The organism is Alphaproteobacteria bacterium PA2, from assembly GCA_002256425.1.
In the GTDB taxonomy this organism is placed as follows: domain Bacteria; phylum Pseudomonadota; class Alphaproteobacteria; order Caulobacterales; family Caulobacteraceae; genus Phenylobacterium.
In genome coordinates this window covers 2,488,460-2,510,626 of record NKIZ01000001.1, presented here as the reverse complement: position 1 = coordinate 2,510,626, position 22,167 = coordinate 2,488,460, and the positions used below count along the sequence as shown (strand labels likewise).

The 22,167-nt window shown below is 62.8% G+C and carries 26 protein-coding genes; 24 read left to right on the top strand and 2 right to left on the bottom strand.

The window, feature by feature from the left end:
• The first annotated feature begins 75 nt into the window (after positions 1-75).
• The 3 genes from rpoC to CFE28_12080 all read left to right on the top strand — a co-directional run bounded on the left by rpoC (position 76) and on the right by CFE28_12080 (position 7,540).
• Positions 76-4,269, top strand: a complete 4,194-nt coding sequence (gene rpoC, locus CFE28_12090) for a DNA-directed RNA polymerase subunit beta' (protein OYU70668.1) — start codon at positions 76-78, stop codon at positions 4,267-4,269.
• A 123-nt stretch (positions 4,270-4,392) separates the two neighbouring features.
• A complete protein-coding gene (locus CFE28_12085) occupies positions 4,393-6,369 on the top strand; it encodes a hypothetical protein (protein ID OYU70667.1) in 1,977 nt (658 codons plus the stop codon).
• A gap of 124 nt (positions 6,370-6,493) precedes the next feature.
• Positions 6,494-7,540 carry a phospho-N-acetylmuramoyl-pentapeptide-transferase gene (locus CFE28_12080; GenBank protein OYU70666.1) on the top strand — a complete coding sequence of 349 codons (1,047 nt, stop codon included), beginning with the start codon at positions 6,494-6,496 and terminating at the stop codon, positions 7,538-7,540.
• A gap of 25 nt (positions 7,541-7,565) precedes the next feature.
• On the opposite strand, the gene CFE28_12075 is transcribed toward CFE28_12080, so the two are convergent.
• Positions 7,566-8,231 (bottom strand): hypothetical protein, encoded by a 666-nt coding sequence (locus tag CFE28_12075; GenBank protein OYU70665.1) that lies wholly within the window; start codon positions 8,229-8,231, stop codon positions 7,566-7,568.
• A gap of 334 nt (positions 8,232-8,565) precedes the next feature.
• On the opposite strand from CFE28_12075, the gene CFE28_12070 reads away from it, so the two are divergent.
• The 4 genes from CFE28_12070 to tuf all read left to right on the top strand — a co-directional run bounded on the left by CFE28_12070 (position 8,566) and on the right by tuf (position 12,842).
• Entirely contained in the window at positions 8,566-8,937 is a 372-nt protein-coding gene (locus CFE28_12070; protein OYU70664.1) for a 30S ribosomal protein S12, read from the top strand.
• Positions 8,938-8,948: 11 nt separating this feature from the next.
• Positions 8,949-9,422, top strand: a complete 474-nt coding sequence (locus CFE28_12065; protein ID OYU70663.1) for a 30S ribosomal protein S7 — start codon at positions 8,949-8,951, stop codon at positions 9,420-9,422.
• 101 nt (positions 9,423-9,523) lie between these two features.
• Positions 9,524-11,602 carry an elongation factor G gene (gene fusA, locus CFE28_12060; protein ID OYU70662.1) on the top strand — a complete coding sequence of 693 codons (2,079 nt, stop codon included), beginning with the start codon at positions 9,524-9,526 and terminating at the stop codon, positions 11,600-11,602.
• Positions 11,603-11,651: 49 nt separating this feature from the next.
• Positions 11,652-12,842 (top strand): elongation factor Tu, encoded by a 1,191-nt coding sequence (gene tuf, locus CFE28_12055; protein ID OYU70661.1) that lies wholly within the window; start codon positions 11,652-11,654, stop codon positions 12,840-12,842.
• Positions 12,843-12,951: 109 nt separating this feature from the next.
• Here tuf and CFE28_12050 read toward each other — a convergent pair whose 3' ends face one another.
• Positions 12,952-13,629 (bottom strand): hypothetical protein, encoded by a 678-nt coding sequence (locus CFE28_12050; GenBank protein OYU70660.1) that lies wholly within the window; start codon positions 13,627-13,629, stop codon positions 12,952-12,954.
• Positions 13,630-13,831: 202 nt separating this feature from the next.
• Here CFE28_12050 and CFE28_12045 point away from each other — a divergent pair, with 202 nt between their 5' ends.
• From CFE28_12045 to CFE28_11965, 17 genes are all read left to right on the top strand, one after another.
• Entirely contained in the window at positions 13,832-14,680 is an 849-nt protein-coding gene (locus tag CFE28_12045; GenBank protein OYU70659.1) for a hypothetical protein, read from the top strand.
• Between the two features lie 117 nt (positions 14,681-14,797).
• Positions 14,798-15,103, top strand: a complete 306-nt coding sequence (locus CFE28_12040; GenBank protein ID OYU70658.1) for a hypothetical protein — start codon at positions 14,798-14,800, stop codon at positions 15,101-15,103.
• Between the two features lie 316 nt (positions 15,104-15,419).
• Positions 15,420-15,728, top strand: coding sequence for a 30S ribosomal protein S10 (locus CFE28_12035; protein OYU70657.1), 309 nt, complete (start codon positions 15,420-15,422; stop codon positions 15,726-15,728).
• 11 nt (positions 15,729-15,739) lie between these two features.
• Entirely contained in the window at positions 15,740-16,489 is a 750-nt protein-coding gene (locus tag CFE28_12030; GenBank protein OYU70656.1) for a 50S ribosomal protein L3, read from the top strand.
• On the top strand, positions 16,489-17,127 hold the full coding sequence (locus tag CFE28_12025) for a 50S ribosomal protein L4 (protein ID OYU70655.1): 639 nt from the start codon (positions 16,489-16,491) through the stop codon (positions 17,125-17,127). Before CFE28_12030 ends, CFE28_12025 begins: the two co-directional genes overlap by 1 nt.
• Positions 17,127-17,426, top strand: coding sequence for a 50S ribosomal protein L23 (locus tag CFE28_12020; GenBank protein OYU70654.1), 300 nt, complete (start codon positions 17,127-17,129; stop codon positions 17,424-17,426). Before CFE28_12025 ends, CFE28_12020 begins: the two co-directional genes overlap by 1 nt.
• A gap of 4 nt (positions 17,427-17,430) precedes the next feature.
• Entirely contained in the window at positions 17,431-18,267 is an 837-nt protein-coding gene (locus CFE28_12015; protein OYU70653.1) for a 50S ribosomal protein L2, read from the top strand.
• 3 nt (positions 18,268-18,270) lie between these two features.
• Complete coding sequence (locus CFE28_12010; protein ID OYU70652.1) at positions 18,271-18,549, top strand: 30S ribosomal protein S19; 279 nt, start codon at positions 18,271-18,273, stop codon at positions 18,547-18,549.
• A gap of 2 nt (positions 18,550-18,551) precedes the next feature.
• The gene (locus tag CFE28_12005) at positions 18,552-18,932 is read left to right on the top strand and encodes a 50S ribosomal protein L22 (protein OYU70651.1); all 381 of its coding nucleotides are present in this window, start codon (positions 18,552-18,554) and stop codon (positions 18,930-18,932) included.
• Positions 18,932-19,690: a 30S ribosomal protein S3 gene (locus tag CFE28_12000; protein OYU70650.1), complete on the top strand. Its 759-nt coding sequence runs from the start codon at positions 18,932-18,934 to the stop codon at positions 19,688-19,690. The genes CFE28_12005 and CFE28_12000 overlap by 1 nt, the downstream gene beginning before the upstream one ends.
• Before the next feature lie 9 nt (positions 19,691-19,699).
• Positions 19,700-20,128 carry a 50S ribosomal protein L16 gene (locus tag CFE28_11995; protein OYU70649.1) on the top strand — a complete coding sequence of 143 codons (429 nt, stop codon included), beginning with the start codon at positions 19,700-19,702 and terminating at the stop codon, positions 20,126-20,128.
• On the top strand, positions 20,128-20,322 hold the full coding sequence (locus tag CFE28_11990; protein ID OYU70648.1) for a 50S ribosomal protein L29: 195 nt from the start codon (positions 20,128-20,130) through the stop codon (positions 20,320-20,322). The genes CFE28_11995 and CFE28_11990 overlap by 1 nt, the downstream gene beginning before the upstream one ends.
• Before the next feature lie 13 nt (positions 20,323-20,335).
• On the top strand, positions 20,336-20,587 hold the full coding sequence (locus CFE28_11985; GenBank protein OYU70647.1) for a 30S ribosomal protein S17: 252 nt from the start codon (positions 20,336-20,338) through the stop codon (positions 20,585-20,587).
• A 15-nt stretch (positions 20,588-20,602) separates the two neighbouring features.
• A complete protein-coding gene (locus CFE28_11980) occupies positions 20,603-20,971 on the top strand; it encodes a 50S ribosomal protein L14 (protein ID OYU70646.1) in 369 nt (122 codons plus the stop codon).
• On the top strand, positions 20,971-21,285 hold the full coding sequence (locus CFE28_11975; GenBank protein ID OYU70645.1) for a 50S ribosomal protein L24: 315 nt from the start codon (positions 20,971-20,973) through the stop codon (positions 21,283-21,285). Before CFE28_11980 ends, CFE28_11975 begins: the two co-directional genes overlap by 1 nt.
• Positions 21,278-21,835: a 50S ribosomal protein L5 gene (locus CFE28_11970; GenBank protein ID OYU70644.1), complete on the top strand. Its 558-nt coding sequence runs from the start codon at positions 21,278-21,280 to the stop codon at positions 21,833-21,835. Before CFE28_11975 ends, CFE28_11970 begins: the two co-directional genes overlap by 8 nt.
• A 20-nt stretch (positions 21,836-21,855) precedes the next feature.
• Complete coding sequence (locus CFE28_11965) at positions 21,856-22,161, top strand: 30S ribosomal protein S14 (protein OYU70643.1); 306 nt, start codon at positions 21,856-21,858, stop codon at positions 22,159-22,161.
• Positions 22,162-22,167 lie beyond the last annotated feature (6 nt).

Sequence of the window (22,167 nt, the reverse complement as noted above, 5' to 3'; positions counted from 1 at the left end):
ACCGCCTCGTGCGAGGGGAGGGGCCGTCAGCTCCTCCCAATTCGCCTTTGAAACGACTGACGATCTGGAAAGCTCATGAACCAGGAAGTCCTGAATATCTTCAACCCGGTCGCCGCCGCTCCGACGTTCGACCGCATCCGTATCGCTCTGGCTTCGCCCGAAAAGATCCGCTCGTGGTCCTTCGGCGAGATCAAGAAGCCCGAGACCATCAATTACCGGACCTTCAAGCCCGAGCGGGACGGTCTGTTCTGCGCCCGTATCTTTGGCCCGACCAAGGATTACGAATGCCTCTGCGGCAAGTACAAGCGCATGAAGTACAAGGGCATCATCTGCGAAAAGTGCGGTGTTGAAGTCACCCTGGCCCGCGTCCGGCGCGAGCGCATGGGCCACATCGAACTGGCCAGCCCGGTCGCCCACATCTGGTTCCTGAAGTCCCTGCCCAGCCGCATCTCCATGATGCTGGACATGGCCCTGAAGGACATCGAGCGCGTCCTCTATTTCGAATACTACATCGTCACCGAGCCGGGCCTGACCCCGTTGAAGCAGCACCAGCTGCTCTCGGAAGACGACTACATGCGCTATCAGGAAGAGTTCGGCGACGACAGCTTCACCGCCGAGATCGGCGCCGAGGCCATCCAGGGCCTGCTGCGCGGCATCGACCTGTCCAAGGAAGCTGACCGTCTGCGCGAAGAGCTGCTGGTCACCACCTCGGAAATGAAGCTGAAGAAGGCCTCCAAGCGCCTGAAGCTCATCGAGAGCTTCATCGAGAGCAAGAACAAGCCCGAGTGGATGGTTCTGTCGGTGGTGCCGGTCATCCCGCCGGAACTGCGCCCCCTGGTGCCCCTGGACGGCGGTCGTTTCGCTACCTCCGACCTGAACGACCTCTATCGCCGGGTGATCAACCGGAACAACCGCCTCAAGCGCCTGATGGAGCTCCGCGCGCCGGACATCATCATCCGCAACGAAAAGCGGATGCTGCAGGAATCCGTCGACGCCCTGTTCGACAACGGCCGTCGCGGTCGGGTCATCACCGGCGCCAACAAGCGCCCGCTGAAGTCCCTGGCTGACATGCTGAAGGGCAAGCAGGGCCGGTTCCGTCAGAACCTGCTCGGCAAGCGCGTCGACTATTCCGGCCGTTCGGTCATCGTCGTGGGTCCGGAACTCAAGCTGCACGAGTGCGGCCTGCCCAAGAAGATGGCGCTCGAACTGTTCAAGCCCTTCATCTACGCCCGTCTGGACGCCAAGGGGCTGTCAGGCACCGTCAAGCAGTCCAAGCGCATGGTGGAGCGTGAACAGCCCGCGGTATGGGACATCCTGGATGAAGTCATCCGAGAGCACCCGGTTCTCCTGAACCGCGCGCCGACCCTGCACCGTCTGGGCATCCAGGCCTTCGAACCCAAGCTGATCGAAGGCAAGGCCATCCAGCTGCACCCGCTGGTCTGCGCCGCCTTCAACGCCGACTTCGACGGCGACCAGATGGCCGTGCACGTCCCGCTGAGCCTCGAGGCCCAGCTGGAAGCCCGCGTCCTGATGATGTCGACGAACAACATCCTGTCGCCCGCCAATGGTCGCCCGATCATCGTGCCGTCGCAGGATATCGTTCTGGGCCTCTACTACCTGTCCCTGGCCCGCGATGGCGAGCCGGGCGAAGGCAAGGCCTTTGGTCAGATGGCGGAAATCGACGCGGCCCTCGACGCCGGTGTCGTGACCCTGCACTCCAAGATCAAGGCGCGGCATGCTGAAATGGACGCCGAAGGCGTTCTGCGGACCAAGCTGATCGACACCACCCCCGGGCGGATGAAGATCTCGGCCCTGTTCCCGCACCACCCGGCCGTGGGTCACCGCCTGCTTGAGAAGAACCTGACCAAGAAAGAAATCGGCAACCTCATCGACATCGTCTACCGCCACTGCGGTCAGAAGGCGACGGTGATCTTCGCCGACCAGATCATGGGTCTGGGCTTCCGCGAGGCCGCCAAGGCCGGCATCTCCTTCGGCAAGGATGACATCATCATCCCGGAAAAGAAGAAGCCGATCGTCGAGCAGACCCGCAAGCTGGTGGAAGAGTACGAGCAGCAATACGCTGACGGCCTCATCACCAAGGGCGAGAAGTACAACAAGGTGGTTGACGCCTGGGCCAAGGCTACGGACCGGGTCGCTGACGAAATGATGGCGGAAATCTCCACCGTGAAGCGGGCTCCTGACGGCCGCGAACTCGAGATCAACTCGATCTTCATGATGGCCAACTCCGGCGCCCGTGGTTCGCAGGCCCAGATGAAGCAGCTCGGCGGCATGCGCGGCCTTATGGCCAAGCCGTCCGGCGAGATCATCGAAACGCCGATCATCTCGAACTTCAAGGAAGGCCTGACCGTCCAGGAGTACTTCAACTCCACCCACGGCGCCCGTAAGGGCCTGGCCGACACCGCGCTGAAGACCGCCAACTCGGGTTACCTGACCCGTCGTCTGGTGGACGTGGCGCAGGACTGCATCATCAACGAGGAAGACTGCGGCACCACCCGGGGCATCACCCTGCGGGCCGTTGTCGAGGGCGGCGACGTCCTCGTCTCGCTGGGCCTGCGCGTCCTGGGCCGCTTCTCGGCGGAAGACGTGAAGGATCCGGACACCGGCGAAGTCGTCATCCCGGCCGACACCTATTTCGACGAAAACATGTGCGACAAGGTCGATGCCCTGGGCGTCCAGTCGATCAAGGTCCGTTCGGTCCTGACCTGCGAGGCCAAGCTCGGCGTCTGCGCGACCTGCTATGGCCGCGACCTGGCCCGTGGCACGCCGGTGAACATGGGTGAAGCTGTCGGCGTCATCGCCGCCCAGTCCATCGGTGAGCCCGGCACCCAGCTGACCATGCGCACCTTCCACATTGGCGGCACCGCCCAGGTGGCTGAGCAGTCCTTCTTCGAAAGCACCAACAACGGCACCGTGAAGATCGTCGGCGGCAACACCGTGGTCGCTCCTGACGGCGCGCTGATCTGCATGAGCCGCAACCTGATCCTGACGGTTCAGGTGGATGGCAAGGATCGGGAATCCTACAAGCCGCCTTACGGCGCCCGCCTGAAGGCCAAGGATGGCGACAAGGTGAAGCGCGGTCAGCGTCTGGCCGAATGGGACCCCTATTCGACCCCGATCATCACCGAAGTCGGCGGTCGCGTCCGCTTCGAGGACCTGGTGGAAAACATCTCCTTCCGCGAGGAAGCCGACGAAGCCACAGGCATCTCGAGCCGGGTGGTCATCGACTGGCGCGCCTCGACCAAGGGGACGGACCTGCGTCCGGCCATGGCGGTCATCGACGCCGACGGCGCCTATCGCCGGATCTCCAACGGCGGCGAGGCCCGTTACCTCCTGCCCGTGGGCGCCATTCTCTCCGTCGGCGACGGCGATGAGATCAAGCCCGGCGAGGTTCTGGCCCGTATGTCGACGGAAAGCGCCAAGACCCGGGACATCACCGGCGGTCTGCCGCGGGTTGCTGAACTGTTCGAAGCTCGCCGTCCGAAGGACTGCGCGGTCATCGCCGAAATGGATGGTCGTGTTGAGTTCGGTCGCGACTACAAGAACAAGCGCCGCATCAAGATCACCCCGGAGGATGGCGGCGAACCCGTCGAATTCCTGATCCCGAAGGGCAAGCACATCGCCGTCCACGACGGGGACATCATCCGCAAGGGCGAGTACCTGATCGACGGCAACCCGGATCCGCACGACATCCTGCGCATCCTGGGCATTGAAGCCCTGGCCGAATTCCTCGTGGACGAAATCCAGGAGGTCTATCGACTGCAGGGCGTGCCGATCAACGACAAGCACATCGAGACGATCGTGCGCCAGATGCTGCAGAAGGGCGAGATCATCGAGCCCGGCGACACCGGCCTCCTGCGCGGCGATCACCTGGACATGCCGGAAATCCTCGAGGAGAACGCCAAGGCGGAAGCCCGCGGCGGACGTCCGGCCATTACCCAGCCGGTCCTCCTGGGCATCACCAAGGCTTCGCTGCAGACCCGCAGCTTCATCTCGGCCGCGTCCTTCCAGGAAACGACCCGGGTGCTGACCGAAGCTTCGGTGCAGGGCAAGACCGACACCCTCGAAGGCCTGAAGGAAAACGTGATCGTGGGACGTCTGATCCCCGCGGGCACGGGCTCCTATCTGCGCAGCCTCCAGCGCATCGCCGCCAAGCGCGACGAAGCCCTCTCCGCCAGCCGCGAAGAGGCCATGGAGCCCCTGCCGGAAATCATCGCCGTGGAAGCCGAAGCCGAAAACGCCGACGCCTAAACGACGAAGTCTTCGTCAAAGACCAGCGGCCCGGGAGCAATCCCGGGCCGTTTGTTTTTGGCAGGTGATCTTGCCCCGAATATAACCTGTCGATAGCCTCGTCACAGGTTGAGGGGCGGTATCATGAAAGTGTCAGTTGCGTTGGTCATCCTCGGGTTGGGGTTTGCAGGACCGGCTGTCGCGCAATCACAGATTCCGGCATCGGCCTTTGGCAGGCTGCCGTCCGTCCAGCAGGCGGTGATCTCGCCCAATGGGCAGATGATCGCCATTCTCGGTGGCGCACCGGATGACCGGACTGTCTCCATCGCAACTGTCGACAAACCTGATGTTGCGTCCCTCAGGCTGGGAAAGGTCGAAACGGTCGGCATCAGGTGGGCGGCCGACGCCTATGTGCTGGTGCAGACCGCGCACTGGGACAATTCCCTCGAGAAGGTCGCCTATCGCCTCGAGAGGACCTACGCCATCACGCCTTCCGCAAAGGTGGCGTCCAGGTTGCTGGACAACAGCGTCGATTCAAACTTTGCGGTTGGACAACCCATCGTCGGGGTAACCGGCGGAGCCAAGCCCAGGGTTCTGATGCTCGGCCTTCATGACGCCGGTGAGGCGGAGCAGAATGCAAACACCCGCTTCAAGCGAAAGGGAGCGGAATCCTCCCTTACATGGGCCATGTGGAGCGTCGATCCAGCCAATGGAAACGGCGCCATAGCTGAGCTTGGCGATTTCGACGCCTGGGGATGGGCGACCGATGTAACCGGGCAGGCCAGGGTCCGGCTGGAAACCGATGAGCTGACCGGCAAGTTCACCATCATGGCGCGACCAAAAGGCAAGTCGGCCTGGAATTCTGTGTTCTCCGAGACCCGCATGGACGATCACACCGGCTATCTGGGTTACTCCGACCCGGATGACGCCATCTTCCTGACCCGCGAGAGCGCAGATGGCCTGCAAATTGTCAGGCAGAGCCTCAAGGATGGCGCGTCCACCCCGATCAGTCGTCAGACCAGGGACGCTGATCTCGCCCTTGTCTGGGACGCCGGTCTGAAGGCTGCGGTCGGCGTCCAGGTCATGGGCAAGTCTCCTGCTGTCGAATGGCTGGATCCCGGCGTCGGCGCGATCCATGGCGTTCTCGCCAAGATATTCAAAGGCAAGCAGGTGGAACTGCAAAGCTGGTCTGCGGACCGCAGCCGCTTTGTTTTTTCCGTAGAGAGCGCTGATCTGCCACCGGTCTGGTATCTTTTCGACATTCCCAGGAAGGCGATCTCACCCATCGGGGAGGCCTATCCTGAACTGAAGGACCTTACCCTGGGGACGACCCAGGCATTCAACTACAAGGCCAGGGACGGGCTGGAGATCCCGGCATTCCTGACCTTGCCGGCAGGGGTGCAGCCGGGAAAGACCAAGCCGCCGCTTGTTGTCATGCCACATGGAGGGCCGGCCGGACATGATGATCCGGGGTTCGACTATCTCACCCAATTCCTTGCCTCCAGGGGCTATGCCGTTCTCAGACCCCAGTTTCGAGGGTCTGACGGCTATGGCGCCGAATTCGAGAAGGCTGGTCATGGGGAATGGGCGGGCAAGATACAGACCGATCTGCTGGATGGAGTCGCCGCCCTGGCGTCGGCCGGCATATCGGACCCCAAGCGGGTCTGCATATTCGGCTGGAGCTTCGGCGGCTATGCGGCCCTGGCGGGGGCGACCCTCAATCCTGACGCATACCGTTGCGCAGCCTCCATGGCCGGGGTGGCTGATGTGACCTTGTTCATCCGTGAACAGGCCCGCGCCTATGGCAGCGAGTCCGATTCACTGAAGTATTGGCGTCGTGCCCTGGGGCGCGCTGACCTGGCGCAGCAAAGCGCCATGTCGCCCATGCAGCAGGTGAATGCCGTCAAGATACCCATCCTGCTCATGCACGGCGATCGCGACACCATTGTCCTACCCGAACAGTCCCAGCGCATGGCCGCGGCCCTGAGCAGGGCCGGCAAGTCCGTGGACCTGGTCAATCTGGCGGGGGATGATCACTATCTGATGCAGTCGCCGACCCGGATCCAGATGCTGGAGACCCTGGGCGCATTCCTGGCCAGGAACCTGCCAGCCAAGCCATGAGGCGGGACGCCCGCCTGGGATGTGACTAGGCGCTGCCGGTCATCGGTGATTGGTGGGGTCTGGTCCTGACGCCTGGGCGGCCGCTACAACTGGCGCAGGGATTCTCCCTCGGAACCTGCGATCGATGCTGACCTGGATCTATGCGAATTTCGGCGAGGTCTGGGGACCTCTGCGGCTCTTCAATTCATTCTTCTTTCTTGCCGCCACTGGTTTCGCCCTGAGCGCCCTCGCGACCTGGATCCTGCTGCCCAAACTCTGGGGCCATCTGCCGACAGACAAGGGCAGGGCGTTTGCGGTCAACGCCGAACTCAGCGTGGGAAAGCCGGTAAGCGCAGGTCTGATCTTCGTGAGCCTGTTCTGTCTGGCCGCCCTGCTGTTCGTGCCCTTCGGCGCCCGCTGCCTCTACACCGTGCCGATCATCCTGGCCGCCATGATGGTCGGATACTTCGATGACCGACGGGGCGGCTTCAATGAGTACCAGCTCGCCGTCTTTGACCTCCTGATCGCCGGGGCGGCGGCCCTGGTGATCTGCGGAACCCAGGATGCGCCCATCTGGTTGCCGGGGTGGAAGGAAACCCTGCATCTCAGCCCCTGGCTGGCCATTCCCCTGGCGACCGGGATCATCTGGATTTCCATCAACGCGACCAATTGCTCCGATGGTGTGGACGGCGTTTCAGGCAGCCTTGCCGGAACTGCGATCATGATCCTGGGCGGCCTGCTCTATGCGGTGATCGGCAATGCCGTGGTGGCGGACCACCTTTCCATTCCGGTGAACCGGGAAGGGGCCAACTGGGCGATTATGGCCTTCCTGATGGTCGGCTGCCTTGCAGGCTATCTCTGGTACAACGCCGCTCCCAGCCTGGTGCTGATGGGGGACGCCGGATCCAGGCCCCTGGGGCTTCTGATCGGCATGCTGGTCGTCGCCACCAACAATCCGACCTTCATTGTGTTGACGGCCTCGGTCATCCTGCTCAACGGGGCGACCGGACTGTTCAAGGTCGCCCTGCTGCGGTTCTTCGGTCTGAAGATCCTCGGGGGCATCCGCTTTCCCCTGCACGACCATTGTCGCAAGGAGCTGGGATGGTCGAACACCCAGGTTCTGGTGCGGTTCCTGATGGTGCAGCTGGCCCTGTCAGCCCTGCTGGTCATTCTGGTGCTGAAGGTCCGCTAGACGGAGGCCCGGCGCCTAACTGAGGCTAGAACGGCACGACTGTCTTGTGAGGCATGTCGCCCAGGCCTGGCGGCGCTGCGCCTTCATCCCCCGGACGACCGGACCCGTTCTGGTTTCGCCTCTGGGCCGCCTCTGCGGTGACATTGGCATGTCCCATCCCGGCGGGCGCCTGACGGTTGCGCCATTCCCTGAAACTGGTGACCTGGTCAAAAGCCGCCTGCTTGTCCCGCGCCACGCCGTTGCCGAGATAGCCTGCGGTCCTTGCCCCTGCAGCCAGCCGCGCCTCGCAGATCTCCCGCGCCTCGCGACTCAGGCCTGGAAGTCCCGGTGGATTGCACCCGACGCCGCCATTGCGGAGAGCTTGGCCCAATTGTTCCGGGGTGATGCCGGAGGGGGGAGCGCCGGGCTGGCTCGTCGCCAGGGGCGGGGCAGGGGGCAGGATCAGGGGCGGGACATCCTGCCTCTCCGGTCTACGTTCCGTCTTGTGGATTTTCACCAGGGTCGGCGCCCGCCGCACCTGTTCCTCAGGCGTCAGGTATCTGGGCAGGACCGTCACGGCGAAGACATCTTCCGGGGCGGCGATGCGCATCTCCCGGCCATGGTGGAGGGCCAGTCCCGAAAGGATCAGGGCGTGGAAGGCCAGGGAGGCAAGGGCGATCGCCGGCCTCTGATAGGTCTTTCCCTGCGCCATCGCCCCCTCGTATACTCACAGCCAAGCTGCTGGAAGGCCGGGGCGAAATCGTGGCCGCAAAGCGACAATCGGGGAATAGCGGCCTCATTTGGCGGACTTGTCGCCGCCGCCGTTGACGCCAACCCCCTTCACGAGTATGAACCGCGCTCTTTTCGAGGCCGGGAGTCGTCCCTGGTCCTGATGAACGGCTCTCCCCTAGGGGCGGGCGAACCCGCCGGGGCCCAGGCGCCGGCGTGTTTTTGCGTTCAGAAGGTCGGTCGCGGAAGCGAGAACAACAAAAACCCCAATTGAAGCGCCTCGGCCCAACGGCACACGCTTCCAGAGCAGAGATTAGATGCCAACAGTCAACCAGCTCATCCGTAAGCCCCGGCAGGACAAGCCGTCGCGCAACAAGGTTCCGGCCCTGAAGGGCTGCCCCCAGCGTCGCGGCGTTTGCACCCGCGTCTACACGACCACGCCGAAGAAGCCGAACTCCGCGCTTCGTAAGGTGGCCAAGGTGCGTCTCACCACGGGCTTCGAAGCGCTGTGCTACATCCCCGGCGAAGGCCACAATCTGCAGGAGCACTCCGTTGTGCTCATCCGTGGGGGCCGCGTGAAGGACCTTCCCGGCGTGCGTTACCACATCCTGCGCGGCGTGCTCGACACCCAAGGGGTGAAGGACCGCAAGCAGCGTCGTTCGCTCTACGGCGCCAAGCGTCCTAAGTAAGGAAAAGAAACATGTCCCGCCGCCGTCGCGCCGAGAAACGTGAAGTTCTGCCGGATCCGAAGTTCGGAGACCTCACTGTCACAAAATTCATGAACTACGTGATGTACGAAGGCAAAAAGGCCGTCGCAGAAAACATTCTGTACGGCGCCTTCGATATTCTGGAAGCCAAGCGCAAGGACCAGGGTCCCCTGGAAACCTTCCACTCGGCCCTGGAAAACGTCGCCCCCGGGATCGAAGTCCGCTCCCGTCGGGTCGGCGGCGCCACCTATCAGGTGCCCGTCGAAGTTCGTCCGGACCGCCGCAAGGCCCTGGCCATCCGTTGGCTGGTGACCGCCGCTCGCAAGCGTGGCGAAAACACCATGACCGAAAAGCTGGCCGGTGAAATCCTGGACGCCTCTTCGAACCGCGGCTCCGCCGTCAAGAAGCGTGAAGACACCCACAAGATGGCGGAAGCCAACCGGGCGTTCTCGCACTACCGCTGGTAATACCCGCGAAACACTGACTTTCCGGCGCGGGCGGTTTGCGATAAACCGCCCGCGCTGTTCGTTTGCCACCCGCCGAAATCCTTATTAGCAGGCCGCCCGCTATGTCCCGTTCGAACCCCATCAGCGACTACCGTAACTTCGGAATCATGGCCCACATCGATGCGGGCAAGACCACGACGACGGAGCGGATCCTCTATTACACGGGCAAGAGCCACAAGATCGGCGAAGTCCATGACGGCGCGGCCACCATGGACTGGATGGAGCAGGAGCAGGAGCGTGGCATCACGATCACCTCGGCTGCGACCACCGCCTACTGGAATGGCCACCGCCTGAACATCATCGACACCCCCGGCCACGTGGACTTCACCATTGAAGTCGAACGCTCCCTGCGGGTTCTCGACGGCGCGGTCGCCGTGCTCGACGGCAACCAGGGCGTTGAGCCCCAGACTGAAACCGTCTGGCGTCAGGCCGACCGCTACAACGTTCCGCGCATCGTGTTCGTCAACAAGATGGACAAGATCGGCGCTGACTTCCAGATGTGCCTGAAGACCATCCGCGAGCGCCTGGGCGTGAAGGCCGTTCCGATCCAGCTGCCGATCGGCGCTGAGTCGAGCCTCAAGGGCATTGTCGACCTGGTCCGCATGAAGGCCGTGGTCTGGGACTCCGAAGGTCTCGGCGCCAACTATCACGACGAAGAAATTCCCGACGACATGAAGGCCGAGGCTGAAGAAGCCCGCAACTACATGATCGAAAACGCCGTCGAACTCGACGACGAAGCCATGGAAGCCTATCTCGGCGGCGAAGAGCCCACCGAAGCGGTCATCAAGAAGTGCCTGCGTAAGGCCGTTCTGACCGGCGCCTTCTATCCGATCCTCGCCGGCTCGGCCTTCAAGAACAAGGGCGTCCAGCCCCTGCTCGATGCCGTGGTCGACTATCTGCCGTCGCCCCTCGACATTCCTCCGACGCCCGGCATCGACTACAAGACAGAAGAGCCGATCGTGCGCCATGCGTCCGATGAAGAGCCCCTTTCCGTTCTGGCCTTCAAGATCATGGACGACCCCTTCGTGGGCTCCCTGACCTTCTGCCGCATCTATTCCGGCAAGCTGGAAACCGGCATGGGCCTGCTCAACTCGACCCGCGAAAAGCGCGAGCGGGTTGGCCGCATGCTGCTCATGCACTCCAACAACCGTGAAGACATCAAGGAAGCCTTCGCCGGCGACATCGTCGCCCTGGCCGGCCTCAAGGACACCCGCACCGGCGACACCCTGTGCGATCCGACCAAGTCCCCGGTCATCCTCGAGAAGATGAACTTCCCGGCGCCGGTTATCGAAATCGCTATTGAGCCGAAGTCGAAGGCTGACCAGGAAAAGCTGGGCGTTGCCCTGGCCAAGATGGTCGCCGAAGATCCGTCCTTCACGGTCCACACCGACCAGGAGTCGGGTCAGACCATCATGAAGGGCATGGGCGAACTGCACCTGGACATCAAGGTCGATATCCTGAAGCGGACCTACAAGGTCGAAGCCAATATCGGCGCGCCTCAGGTTGCCTATCGCGAGAGCCTCGGCCGCGTCGCCGACATCGACTACACCCACAAGAAGCAGACCGGCGGTACGGGTCAGTTCGCCCGGGTCAAGATCAAGTTCGAGCCGGGTGAAGCCGGTACGGGCTTCGTCTTCGAGAACACCATTGTCGGTGGCTCGGTCCCGAAGGAATTCATCCCCGGCGTCCAGAAGGGCATCGAGTCCGCCAAGGACAATGGCCTGCTGGCCGGCTTCCCGCTGATCGACTTCAAGGCCACCCTCTATGACGGCGGCTATCACGACGTTGACTCCTCGGTCCTGGCCTTCGAAATCGCCAGCCGCGCCGCCTTCCGTGAACTCCGTGAACGGGGCAGCCCCAAGCTGCTCGAGCCGATCATGAAGGTCGAGGTTCTGACCCCCGATGAGTACATGGGCGACGTGATCGGCGACCTGAACTCTCGCCGTGGTCAGATCCAGGGCACAGAAACCCGGGGCAATGCCCAGGTGGTCACGGCCTTCGTGCCGCTGGCCAACATGTTCGGCTACATCAACACCCTGCGTTCCTTCAGCCAAGGCCGGGCGCAGTTCACGATGCAGTACGACCACTACGAAACGGTGCCGCAAGCCGTCGCCGACGAAGTGATCAAGAAGTACGCCTAAACCCCAACCCTAGATTAGAGGACAAGCCCGGATAGGGCTGGAGCTTGAGATGGCCAAAGAGAAATTCGAACGCAACAAGCCGCATTGCAACATCGGCACGATTGGTCACGTTGACCATGGCAAGACGACGCTGACGGCGGCGATTACGATGACGCTGGCCAAGGCCGGCGGCGCGAAGGCCATGGCCTACGCGGACATTGACGCGGCGCCTGAAGAAAAGGCCCGCGGCATCACGATCAACACGGCTCACGTCGAGTATGAGACGGCCAACCGTCACTATGCCCACGTCGACTGCCCTGGCCACGCTGACTATGTGAAGAACATGATCACCGGTGCGGCCCAGATGGACGGAGCCATCCTGGTGGTGAGCGCTGCCGACGGCCCGATGCCCCAGACCCGCGAGCACATTCTGCTGGCCCGTCAGGTCGGTGTTCCGGCCCTGGTTGTCTACATGAACAAGGTCGACCTGGTTGACGACAGCGAGCTGCTGGAACTGGTGGAGATGGAAGTTCGCGAACTTCTGTCGTCCTACGAGTTCCCGGGCGACGACATTCCGATCACCATGGGTTCGGCCAAGGTGGCCATTGACGGCGGCGATCCGAAGATCGGTGAGCAGTCGATCCTGGCTCTGATGGAAACCGTCGACGCCTACATCCCGCAGCCGGAGCGTCCTGTGGACCTTCCGTTCCTGATGCCTGTGGAAGACGTGTTCTCCATCTCGGGCCGCGGCACGGTTGTGACCGGTCGTATCGAGAAGGGCATTGTGAAGGTCGGTGAGGAAGTCGAGATCGTCGGCATCCGTCCCGTCCAGAAGACGGTGTGCACCGGCGTCGAAATGTTCCGCAAGCTGCTTGACCAGGGTCAGGCTGGGGACAATGTCGGCGTTCTGCTGCGCGGCACCAAGCGTGAAGACGTTGAGCGCGGTCAGGTTCTCTGCAAGCCGGGCTCGATCACGCCGCACACCAAGTTCACGGCTGAGGCCTATATCCTTACGAAGGAAGAAGGCGGTCGTCACACGCCGTTCTTCACGAACTATCGTCCTCAGTTCTACTTCCGCACCACCGACGTGACGGGGATCATCCGTCTTCGTGAAGGCGTGGAAATGATCATGCCTGGCGACAATGCCGAGCTGGACGTTGAGCTGATCACCCCGATCGCCATGGATCCGGGCCTGCGCTTCGCCATCCGCGAAGGCGGCCGTACGGTCGGCGCCGGCGTCGTCTCGAAGATCATCGAGTAGTCTTCAGACACCACCCCATAGAAGAGGCCGCCCAGGGAAACCCGGGCGGCCTTTTTTATTGCGCAATGAAGCGGGTCGGGGAGGGGCCAGGGCCCCGTCCCCTTGTCGCCTAACGGACCTGCCGGACCGAGCTGATGGCCTCTCCGAGCCCCAGCTCATTCAGGTTCGGTACGTCGCGGTCGATCACCTGGCAGCGACCTTCGAAATCGCTGTCAGCACAGATCTGCCAGGCACCGCCCTGAACACGCAGGCTCATGGCCTGATCATTGTACTGCCGCGGAAGGTTTGTGACCTCCCGGTTCACCGTGAAGGCCGGCCCCTGGAACTGGGGACCGGAATACAGCGTGATGGCGCCCGGGGCATAGGCGCCGGGACGAGCGCCATAGCCACCGCCACTGTTGTAGCCACCACCATTGTAGCCGCCCCCATTGTTATAGCCGCCGCCTGGGGTGTAGCCGCCACCGTAGTAACCGCCGTTGCCGCCGGAATAGTATCCGCCGCCCTGATTGGGCGGGCCGTAGCCGTTGCGGGCGCACACCAGTTGACCATCGCGGTTGGTCACGGGGCCATTACAGCTGGCGAAGGCCAGGGACGTGCTGCGCGTGCGCCCACGGTCGTCGCGGCAGGTGGCGCTGACGGCAGCGCTTGCGCCGTATCCATCCAGGTTAACATTGCGGCAGGTGCGCCAGTAGTCCCCAGGCGGGGGTTGGTCGGCATAGGCCTGCGCCTGAATTGGGGTCGCCGGCAGAACGGCCAGGGCCGCGAGTACAGCCAGTTGCAGTCTCATCTCAATTTCTCTCCAGAGGACGCCCTCTGGGTCAGAATAGAAGTCTCCGCCAAGGGCGCCAGTGGAAAAATCGGTATGAAGACACCCGCCAGCCGCGAAGAACCCGTTCGAAATGACCGATTTGTCATGACCTCGAATTAAAGTGTTTCAGGTGCTGCTTGCGACTAGCCTCTGTTCATCATCCTGGATTGGGAGCCTGACCATGGGTCGAATGTCTTTTCTTGCTGCGCTTTTCCTGACGGCCTCAAGCGGCGCGGCCAATGCAGCCGCCTACGAGGTCCGCGACGCGGTTGCTCGTGTGGTTGTGATCCCCGAAGCTCGCAATGACATCAAGGTTGAGGTGCTGAAGGCCAACACCAAGGTGCCTCTGACGGTCCGCACTGAGGGCGACAAGGTGGTGATTGACGGAAAGCTCGGCCACCGGATCACCAACTGCCGCGCCATGGGCGAGAATGTGCGGGTGAACGTCCTTGGTCTCGGCGAAATCGCTTACGCCGACATGCCCCAGGTGGTGATCCGCACGCCCAAGGCTGTGGTTGGGGAAGCCGGCGGCGCTGTCTTTGGTGTGATCGGCAAGGCTGGGAGCCTTGATGTCGGCAATGCCGGCTGCGGCGACTGGGTTCTTGCGGACGTGGCTGGGCGCGCCAGGATCAGGCAGGCCGGGTCTGGCGACATCCGGATGGGTGCATCCAGCGAGCTTGACGTTCGGATAGCCGGGTCCGGCGATCTCTCTGCCGGCCCAGCGGCTGGCCCGGTTACGGTGTCGGTGTCCGGCTCCGGAGACGTCAAGGTGGCCTCGGCGAATGGTCCGGTCGATGTCAAGGTCGCCGGATCTGGAGATGTCCTGATAGCCGGAGGTCACGCTTCGGACGCCTCGGTCTCGGTCGCCGGGTCCGGCGATGTCAATCTCGACCTCGTCGCAGGGTCACTGAGGGCGCGGGTCGCCGGGTCGGGGGACATCCGGGTGCACAAGGTGACCGGCAGTGTCTCGAAATCGACGGCCGGTTCTGGCTCGATCCTGATCGGCGGTTCGGAATACAAGCCTGAATAGTTGCCGCCACCCCTTGGTCCGGGCGCGCCATGGTCCATAATGCGGGCGCCTGGACAGAAGGAGCGGGAAATGAATTCAGCATCAAGGTGGAGCCTCACCCTAAGTCTGGTCCTGGCCATGGGGGCCTGTGCGCCGCCTGTACCGACCAACCCGCCTGAAACCCGGGTCGAGCCCACGATCACCGGCGGGTGGAGCCAGGCGGCGATCGACGAGGACGCAAAGTCTGCGGCGGTCTTTGCTGTCACCGCCCTCAACCGCCCGGGCGCGACCCTCAAGAGCCTGGACGCAGCCCAGAGCCAGGTGGTGGCGGGCCTCAACTACCGGCTGGATCTGACACTGACGGACGGAAGCCGCTGGCAGGTTGTCGTGTACCGGAACCTCCAGTCCGCTTTCAGCCTGACCTCTTCGACGCCGCTCCCATAATCGCGCGGGGACGGGATTTGGCGCCCCGCAGCCCTTGACGGCTACGAGTCGCACACGTATAGACGCGCCTCTTGTTGGACCGGCTGTGCATTCCAGAGTGATTTGGAATGCAGACGCGGCCCGCAAAACGCCCTGATTTCCAAGGATTTCGGGGAGCAAGTTGAGACCCCCGCAACGTCGTTGCATGGGTCTTAAGTCGTTTTAGCGGACTTTCGCGTACGGGCGCCTCTCTCGAAAGGGGGTGCACGGGTTGGTCTTTGAAATGGTCAAAGTCACGCGGACGGTTCGACGTCTGTAGGGGAAACTGAAGAGCGATATGGATCGTCAGAACATCCGCATCCGGCTCAAGGCCTTCGATCACCGCGTGCTGGATCATTCCACACGCGAGATCGTAAACACGGCCAAGCGTACCGGCGCGACAGTGCGGGGGCCTATCCCCCTGCCAACGCACATCAATAAATTCACCGTCAACCGCTCGCCGCACATCGACAAGAAGTCGCGCGAGCAGTTCGAAATCCGCACGCACAAGCGCGTGCTCGATATCGTCGACCCCACCCCGCAGACCGTGGACGCGCTCATGAAGCTCGACCTGTCCGCCGGAGTGGACGTCGAGATCAAGCTGTAGGGGATCGGTCGATGCGTACCGGCGTGATCGCCAAGAAACTGGGCATGGCGCGCTTCTTTGATGAAGCGGGAACCCATGTGCCGGTGACTGTCCTCAGCCTCGAAGGCTGTTCGGTCACCGCTCAGCGGACCCAGGAAAAAGACGGCTATGTCGCCCTCCAGCTCGGAGCCGGCGCCAGGAAGGCCAAGAACACCACCAAGGCCCTGCGCGGACACTTCGCCAAGGCTGAGGTCGAGCCCAAGCAGCAACTCGCTGAATTCCGCGTGTCTCCGGAAAACCTGATCGACGTCGGCGCTGAGCTGACGGCGGACCACTTCCTGGCCGGCCAGAAGGTCGATGTCACCGGGACGACGGTCGGTAAGGGTTTCGCCGGCGCCATGAAGCGCTGGAACTTCGGCGGCATGCGCGCCACCCACGGCGTCTCCGTCTCGCACCGTGCTCACGGTTCGACCGGTCAGCGCCAGGATCCGGGCAAGACCTTCAAGGGCAAGAAGATGGCTGGCCACCTTGGTCAGGAAACCGTCACCACCCTGAACGTCACCATCTGGCGTATCGACACCGAGCGTGGCCTGATCCTCGTGAAGGGCGCAGTGCCCGGCACCGAGGGTTCCTACGTGAAGATCCGCGACGCCGTGAAGGCCAAGGCTCCGGCCGACCTTCCGATGCCGGGCGCCTTCCGTAAGGCTGGCCAGGCTGCTGCGGCTCCTGCCGTTGCGGAAGAAGCTCCGGCTGAAGCGCCGCAAGCCGAGGGTCAAGAATAATGAAACTCGACGTCATCAAACTCGACGGCGGAAAGGGCGGTTCCATTGAACTGTCCGACGCCATCTTCGGCATCGAAGACATCCGCGGTGACATCCTGCAGCGGGTCGTGACCTGGCAACTCGCCAAGCGTCGCGCCGGCACGCACAAGATTCAGGTTCGTAACGAGGTCTCTCGTACGAGCAAGAAGATGTACAAGCAGAAGGGCACCGGCGGCGCCCGTCACGGTTCACGCCGTGCGGCCCAGTTCGTCGGCGGTGCCAAGGCTCACGGCCCTGTCGTCCGCAGTCACGCCTTTGACCTGCCCAAGAAGATCCGGGCCATGGCCCTGCGCCACGCCCTGTCCTCCAAGGCCAAGGCTGGTTCGCTGGTCATCGTCGACAGCCTCGCGCTGAAGGAAGCCAAGACCGCCGGCCTGCGCGAGCAGCTGGGCAAGATGGGCCTCATCAACGCCCTGGTCATCGGCGGCGTCGAAGTCGACACCAACTTCAAGCTGGCCGCCCGCAACATCCCGAATGTGGATGTCCTGCCCAACGCCGGTCTCAACGTCTATGACGTGCTGCGTCGTCAGACCCTCGTCCTCACCAAGGACGCGGTCGAAGCGATCAATGCGCGCTTCGCTGAGAAGGAAGCCGCCTGATGGCCAATCCCTCCGCCCGTCATTATGACACCGTCCTCGCGCCGGTGATCACGGAAAAGGCCACCCTGCTTTCCGAGCAGAACAAGGTCGTCTTCCGGGTCGCCATGGACGCGACCAAGGACGAAATCTCCGCCGCCGTCGAAACCCTGTTCAAGGTCACTGTCACCAAGGTCAACACCCTGGTCGTCAAGGGCAAGACCAAGCGGTTCCGCGGTCGTCCGGGCCGTCGCTCGGATGTCAAGAAGGCTGTCGTGACCCTGGCTGAAGGCCAGTCGATCGACATCACCACGGGGCTCTGATCCGATGGCTCTGAAGCAGTTTAATCCGACGTCGCCGGGTCGCCGCACCCTGGTGCTGATCGACCGTTCCGAGCTCCACAAGGGCCGTCCGGAAAAGTCGCTCGTCGAAGGTCTGACCAAGTCCGGCGGACGTGGCGGCGGCGGTCGTATCGCTGTCCGCTTCCGTGGCGGCGGTCACAAGCGTCTCTACCGCGTTGTTGACTTCAAGCGTCGCAAGCTTGACGTGGTCGGCGTCGTTCAGCGCATAGAATACGATCCTAACCGGACCGCCTTCATCGCCCTGATCCAGTACGCAGATGGTGAACTGGCCTACATCCTGGCGCCTCAGCGTCTGAAGGCTGGCGATCAGGTCATCGCCGCTGAGCGCGCTGACGTGAAGCCGGGCAACGCCATGCCCCTTCGCAGCATGCCGATCGGCACGATCATCCACAATGTCGAGCTGAAGCCCCTCAAGGGCGGTCAGATCGCCCGTTCGGCTGGCGCCTACGCCCAGCTGGTCGGTCGTGACGCCGGCTACGCCCAGATCCGCCTGAATTCCGGCGAACTGCGCATGGTCCAGGACGGCTGCATGGCTACGGTCGGCGCGGTCTCCAATCAGGATCACATGAACGAAGTGCTCGGCAAGGCCGGTCGCGCTCGTCACAAGGGCCGTCGTCCGCACGTTCGCGGCGTGGCCATGAACCCGGTCGATCACCCGCACGGCGGCGGCGAAGGCCGCACCTCCGGCGGTCGCCACCCGGTCACCCCGTGGGGCAAGCCGACCAAGGGTTCCAAGACCCGCACCAACAAGGCGACGGACAAGTACATCATCCGTTCGCGTCATGCTCGGAAGGCTCGCTAAGCCATGACCCGTTCCGTCTGGAAAGGTCCGTTTGTCGACGGATACCTGCTCAAGAAGGCCGACGCCGCTCTCGGCTCCGGCCGCAAGGATGTGATCAAGACCTGGTCGCGCCGCTCCACCATCATGCCGCAATTCGTCGGTCTGACCTTCGGTGTCCACAATGGCCAGAAGCACGTTCCCGTGCTGGTCAGCGAAGACATGGTCGGCATGAAGCTCGGTGAGTTCGCGCCGACCCGGTACTTCCCCGGTCACGCCGCCGACAAGAAGGCGAAGAGAAAGTAGCCATGGCCAAGCAAGCAAAAGCGCGTCGGCTCAAGCCGGCCGAAGCGATGGCGAAGGTGACCGCGGTGCGTATCAGCGCCCGGAAGCTGAACCTGGTCGCCCAGTCGATCCGCGGCCTCAAGGTCCAGCGGGCCCTGAACGAGCTGGAATTCAGCCACAAGCGCATCGCTGGCGACGTCCGCAAGGCGTTGTATTCGGCGATCTCCAACGCTGAAAACAACCACAACCTCGACATCGACTCCCTGGTCGTGGCCGAGGCCTTCGTGGGCAAGAACCTGATCATGAAGCGTTTCTCGGCCCGCGCTCGCGGCCGTGCTTCCCGTATCGAAAAGCCGTTCAGCGAGATCACCATCGTGGTCCGCGAATTGGGTGAGGCCGCCTGATGGGTCAAAAAGTCAATCCGGTCGGGCTTCGCCTCGGCATCAACCGCACCTGGGACAGCCGTTGGTTCGCCGACGGCGCCGAGTACGGCAAGCTGCTCCATGAAGACATCGCCGTCCGCAAGAACCTGAAGAAGCGTCTCTATCAGGCTGGCGTGTCGCGCATCATCATCGAGCGCCCGCACAAGAAGTGCCGCATCACCATCTATGCCGCCCGCCCTGGCGTGGTCATCGGCAAGAAGGGTGCGGACATTGAAAAGCTGCGCAAGGACATCGCCGCCATGACGGATGGCGAGGTTCACCTGAACATCGTCGAAATCCGCAAGCCGGAAGCTGACGCCCAGCTGGTCGCTGAAAACATCGCCCAGCAACTCGAGCGCCGGATCGCCTTCCGTCGCGCCATGAAGCGGTCGCTGCAAAGCGCCATGCGGATCGGCGCCAAGGGCATGCGTATCGAAGTTTCGGGTCGTCTCGGCGGTGCGGAAATCGCCCGGGCCGAATCCTATCACGAAGGCCGAGTGCCGCGTCACACCCTGCGCGCCGACATCGACTATGGCTTCACCGAAGCCAAGACGACCTACGGCATCATTGGCGTGAAGGTTTGGGTGTTCAAGGGCGAAGTCCTCGAGCATGACCCCATGGCCCTCGACAAGCGTCTCGCAACCGAATCCGGCCCGGCCGGTGAGGGCGGTGGACGTGAGCGCGGCGATCGTCCTGATCGCGGCCCGCGTCGTGACCGTCGCGAACAAGCTGGAGCGTAAGGTCTAACCATGCTTTCGCCGAAGAAAACCAAGTACCGCAAGCAGTTCAAGGGCAAGATCCACGGGATCGCCAAGGGCGGTTTCACCCTGAATTTCGGGTCCTACGGGCTGAAGTCCGTCGAGCCTGAGCGCATCACTGCACGTCAAATCGAAGCGGCCCGCCGCGCGATCACCCGTCAGATGAAGCGTCAGGGCCGGGTCTGGATCCGGATCTTCCCGGACCTTCCCGTGACCGACAAGCCTGCCGAAGTCCGGATGGGTAAGGGCAAGGGCGCCGTGGAATACTGGGCCGCCCGGGTTCACCCTGGCCGGATCATGTTCGAAATCGACGGCGTGCCGGACGATGTGGCCCGTGAAGCCCTGCGCCTTGGCGCAGCCAAGCTTCCGGTGAAGACCCGCATCGTCACCCGCATCGACGCTGTCGCGGAGCACGCGTGATGAAGATTGATGACATCCGGGGCATGACGCCCGACCAACTGGCCGAAAGCCTGCTGAACCTGAAGAAGGAGCAGTTCAACCTGCGCTTCCAGGGTGCGACGGGCCAGGTCGAGAAGACCCACCGCGTGAGCGAAGTCCGCAAGGACATTGCGCGGATCAAGACCGTCCTGCGCGCCAAGCAGGCTACGGCTTAAGGAGACCGACGAAATGCCGAAAAGAGTTCTCGAAGGCCTCGTCGTCTCCGATAAGGGCGACAAGACCATAATTGTGAAGGTGGAACGCACCTTCCTGCATCCGGTGCTGAAGAAGACCGTCCGTCGGTCGAAGAAGTACCACGCGCATGACGAAGGCAATACCTTCAAGGCCGGCGAGATCGCCCGCATTGTCGAGTGTGCGCCCAAGTCGAAAACCAAAACCTGGGAAGTCCTGCCTAAGGGCGACTCCCAACAGTCGTCATAAGGGAGGTCCGATCCAATGATCCAGATGCAGACCAACCTTGAAGTGGCCGACAACTCCGGTGCGCGTCGCGTCATGTGCATCAAGGTGCTGGGCGGTGCGGGGCGTCGTTACGCCGGCGTCGGCGACAAGATCGTCGTCTCCGTCAAGGAAGCCATTCCGCGCGGACGGGTGAAGAAGGGCGACGTCCTTCAGGCCATCGTCGTGCGCACGTCCTCGGCGATCAAGCGTAAGGACGGATCGGTGATCCGGTTCGACAAGAACGCCGCCGTCATTGTGAACAAGCAGAGCGAGCCGATCGGCACGCGGATCTTCGGCCCGGTTCCCCGCGAACTGCGCGCCAAGAACCACATGAAGATCATCTCCCTCGCCCCCGAGGTGCTGTGATGGCTGCAAAGATCAAAAAAGGGGACCGCGTTGTGGTCCTGGCCGGTAAGGACAAGGGCCGTCAGGGCAACATCCTGAAGGTTCTGCCCAAGGAAAGCCGCGTCGTCGTGGAAGGCCTGAACATTGCTCAGCGCCACACCAAGCCGTCGCAGGGTGACCCCCAGGGCGGCATCAAGAACAAGGAAGCCCCGCTTCACGTCTCCAACGTGGCTCTGGTGGACTCCAACGGCAAGCCGACCCGCGTCGGCTTCCGGGTCGAGGGCGACAAGAAGGTTCGGGTCGCCAAGACGACCGGCGAGGTGATCAATGGCTGAGCAAGCTTATGAGCCGAGACTGAAGACCGAGTATCGCCAGCGCATCCGCGCTGCGATGAAGGAGCAGTTTGGCTACACCAACGAAATGCAGATCCCCAAGCTGGACAAGATCGTCCTGAACATGGGGATCGGTGAGGCGGTTTCAGACTCCAAGAAGGTCAATACGGCGATCGCCGATCTGACCAAGATTGCCGGTCAGAAGCCCATGCCCACCAAGGCCCGCAACTCCATCGCCGGCTTCAAGCTGCGCGAAGGGATGACGGTCGGTGCGAAGGTGACCCTTCGTTCGGACCGCATGTACGAATTCCTGGACCGTCTGATCACCATCGCTCTGCCGCGGGTGAAGGACTTCCGGGGCCTGAAGCCCACTTCGTTCGACGGTCGTGGCAACTACGCCATGGGTCTGAAGGAACACATCGTGTTCCCCGAGATCAACTATGACCAGATCGATCAGATGTGGGGCATGGACATTATCGTCGCCACGACTGCGAAGACCGATGACGAAGCGCGTGCGCTTCTCAAGGAATTCCAGTTCCCGTTCAACGCTTAGGGACGGGAAGGAAAGAGCAAATGGCCAAGAAGAGCGCCGTCAACCGTAACGAGATGGTCAAGACCCTCGTCAAGAAGTTCGCCAGCAAGCGCGATGCGCTCAAGGCGATCGCCAACAACGAGAGCCTGCCCCTCGAAGAGCGTTTCGAAGCCCGGCTTAAACTCGCCGAGCTGCCGCGCAACTCGTCCAAGACCCGCATCCGCAACCGTTGCGATGTGACCGGACGTCCGCGCGCTTATTACCGCAAGCTGAGGATGAGCCGGATCGCCCTGCGCGAACTGGGCTCGCACGGGTTGATCCCCGGCCTCGTCAAGTCGAGCTGGTGAGGAGGG

Coding starts and splice junctions, on each gene's coding strand:
- tuf (OYU70661.1), top strand. CDS start 11,652: ATGGCCAAAGAGAAATTCGAACGCAACAAGCCGCATTGCAACATCGGC.
- CFE28_12045 (OYU70659.1), top strand. CDS start 13,832: ATGGGTCGAATGTCTTTTCTTGCTGCGCTTTTCCTGACGGCCTCAAGC.
- CFE28_12035 (OYU70657.1), top strand. CDS start 15,420: ATGGATCGTCAGAACATCCGCATCCGGCTCAAGGCCTTCGATCACCGC.
- CFE28_12085 (OYU70667.1), top strand. CDS start 4,393: ATGAAAGTGTCAGTTGCGTTGGTCATCCTCGGGTTGGGGTTTGCAGGA.
- CFE28_12075 (OYU70665.1), bottom strand. CDS start 8,231: ATGGCGCAGGGAAAGACCTATCAGAGGCCGGCGATCGCCCTTGCCTCC.
- CFE28_11990 (OYU70648.1), top strand. CDS start 20,128: ATGAAGATTGATGACATCCGGGGCATGACGCCCGACCAACTGGCCGAA.
- CFE28_12050 (OYU70660.1), bottom strand. CDS start 13,629: ATGAGACTGCAACTGGCTGTACTCGCGGCCCTGGCCGTTCTGCCGGCG.
- CFE28_12000 (OYU70650.1), top strand. CDS start 18,932: ATGGGTCAAAAAGTCAATCCGGTCGGGCTTCGCCTCGGCATCAACCGC.
- CFE28_12025 (OYU70655.1), top strand. CDS start 16,489: ATGAAACTCGACGTCATCAAACTCGACGGCGGAAAGGGCGGTTCCATT.
- CFE28_12005 (OYU70651.1), top strand. CDS start 18,552: ATGGCCAAGCAAGCAAAAGCGCGTCGGCTCAAGCCGGCCGAAGCGATG.
- CFE28_11985 (OYU70647.1), top strand. CDS start 20,336: ATGCCGAAAAGAGTTCTCGAAGGCCTCGTCGTCTCCGATAAGGGCGAC.
- CFE28_11980 (OYU70646.1), top strand. CDS start 20,603: ATGATCCAGATGCAGACCAACCTTGAAGTGGCCGACAACTCCGGTGCG.
- rpoC (OYU70668.1), top strand. CDS start 76: ATGAACCAGGAAGTCCTGAATATCTTCAACCCGGTCGCCGCCGCTCCG.
- fusA (OYU70662.1), top strand. CDS start 9,524: ATGTCCCGTTCGAACCCCATCAGCGACTACCGTAACTTCGGAATCATG.
- CFE28_11965 (OYU70643.1), top strand. CDS start 21,856: ATGGCCAAGAAGAGCGCCGTCAACCGTAACGAGATGGTCAAGACCCTC.
- CFE28_11970 (OYU70644.1), top strand. CDS start 21,278: ATGGCTGAGCAAGCTTATGAGCCGAGACTGAAGACCGAGTATCGCCAG.
- CFE28_12030 (OYU70656.1), top strand. CDS start 15,740: ATGCGTACCGGCGTGATCGCCAAGAAACTGGGCATGGCGCGCTTCTTT.
- CFE28_12070 (OYU70664.1), top strand. CDS start 8,566: ATGCCAACAGTCAACCAGCTCATCCGTAAGCCCCGGCAGGACAAGCCG.
- CFE28_12010 (OYU70652.1), top strand. CDS start 18,271: ATGACCCGTTCCGTCTGGAAAGGTCCGTTTGTCGACGGATACCTGCTC.
- CFE28_11975 (OYU70645.1), top strand. CDS start 20,971: ATGGCTGCAAAGATCAAAAAAGGGGACCGCGTTGTGGTCCTGGCCGGT.
- CFE28_12040 (OYU70658.1), top strand. CDS start 14,798: ATGGGGGCCTGTGCGCCGCCTGTACCGACCAACCCGCCTGAAACCCGG.
- CFE28_11995 (OYU70649.1), top strand. CDS start 19,700: ATGCTTTCGCCGAAGAAAACCAAGTACCGCAAGCAGTTCAAGGGCAAG.
- CFE28_12065 (OYU70663.1), top strand. CDS start 8,949: ATGTCCCGCCGCCGTCGCGCCGAGAAACGTGAAGTTCTGCCGGATCCG.
- CFE28_12080 (OYU70666.1), top strand. CDS start 6,494: ATGCTGACCTGGATCTATGCGAATTTCGGCGAGGTCTGGGGACCTCTG.
- CFE28_12020 (OYU70654.1), top strand. CDS start 17,127: ATGGCCAATCCCTCCGCCCGTCATTATGACACCGTCCTCGCGCCGGTG.
- CFE28_12015 (OYU70653.1), top strand. CDS start 17,431: ATGGCTCTGAAGCAGTTTAATCCGACGTCGCCGGGTCGCCGCACCCTG.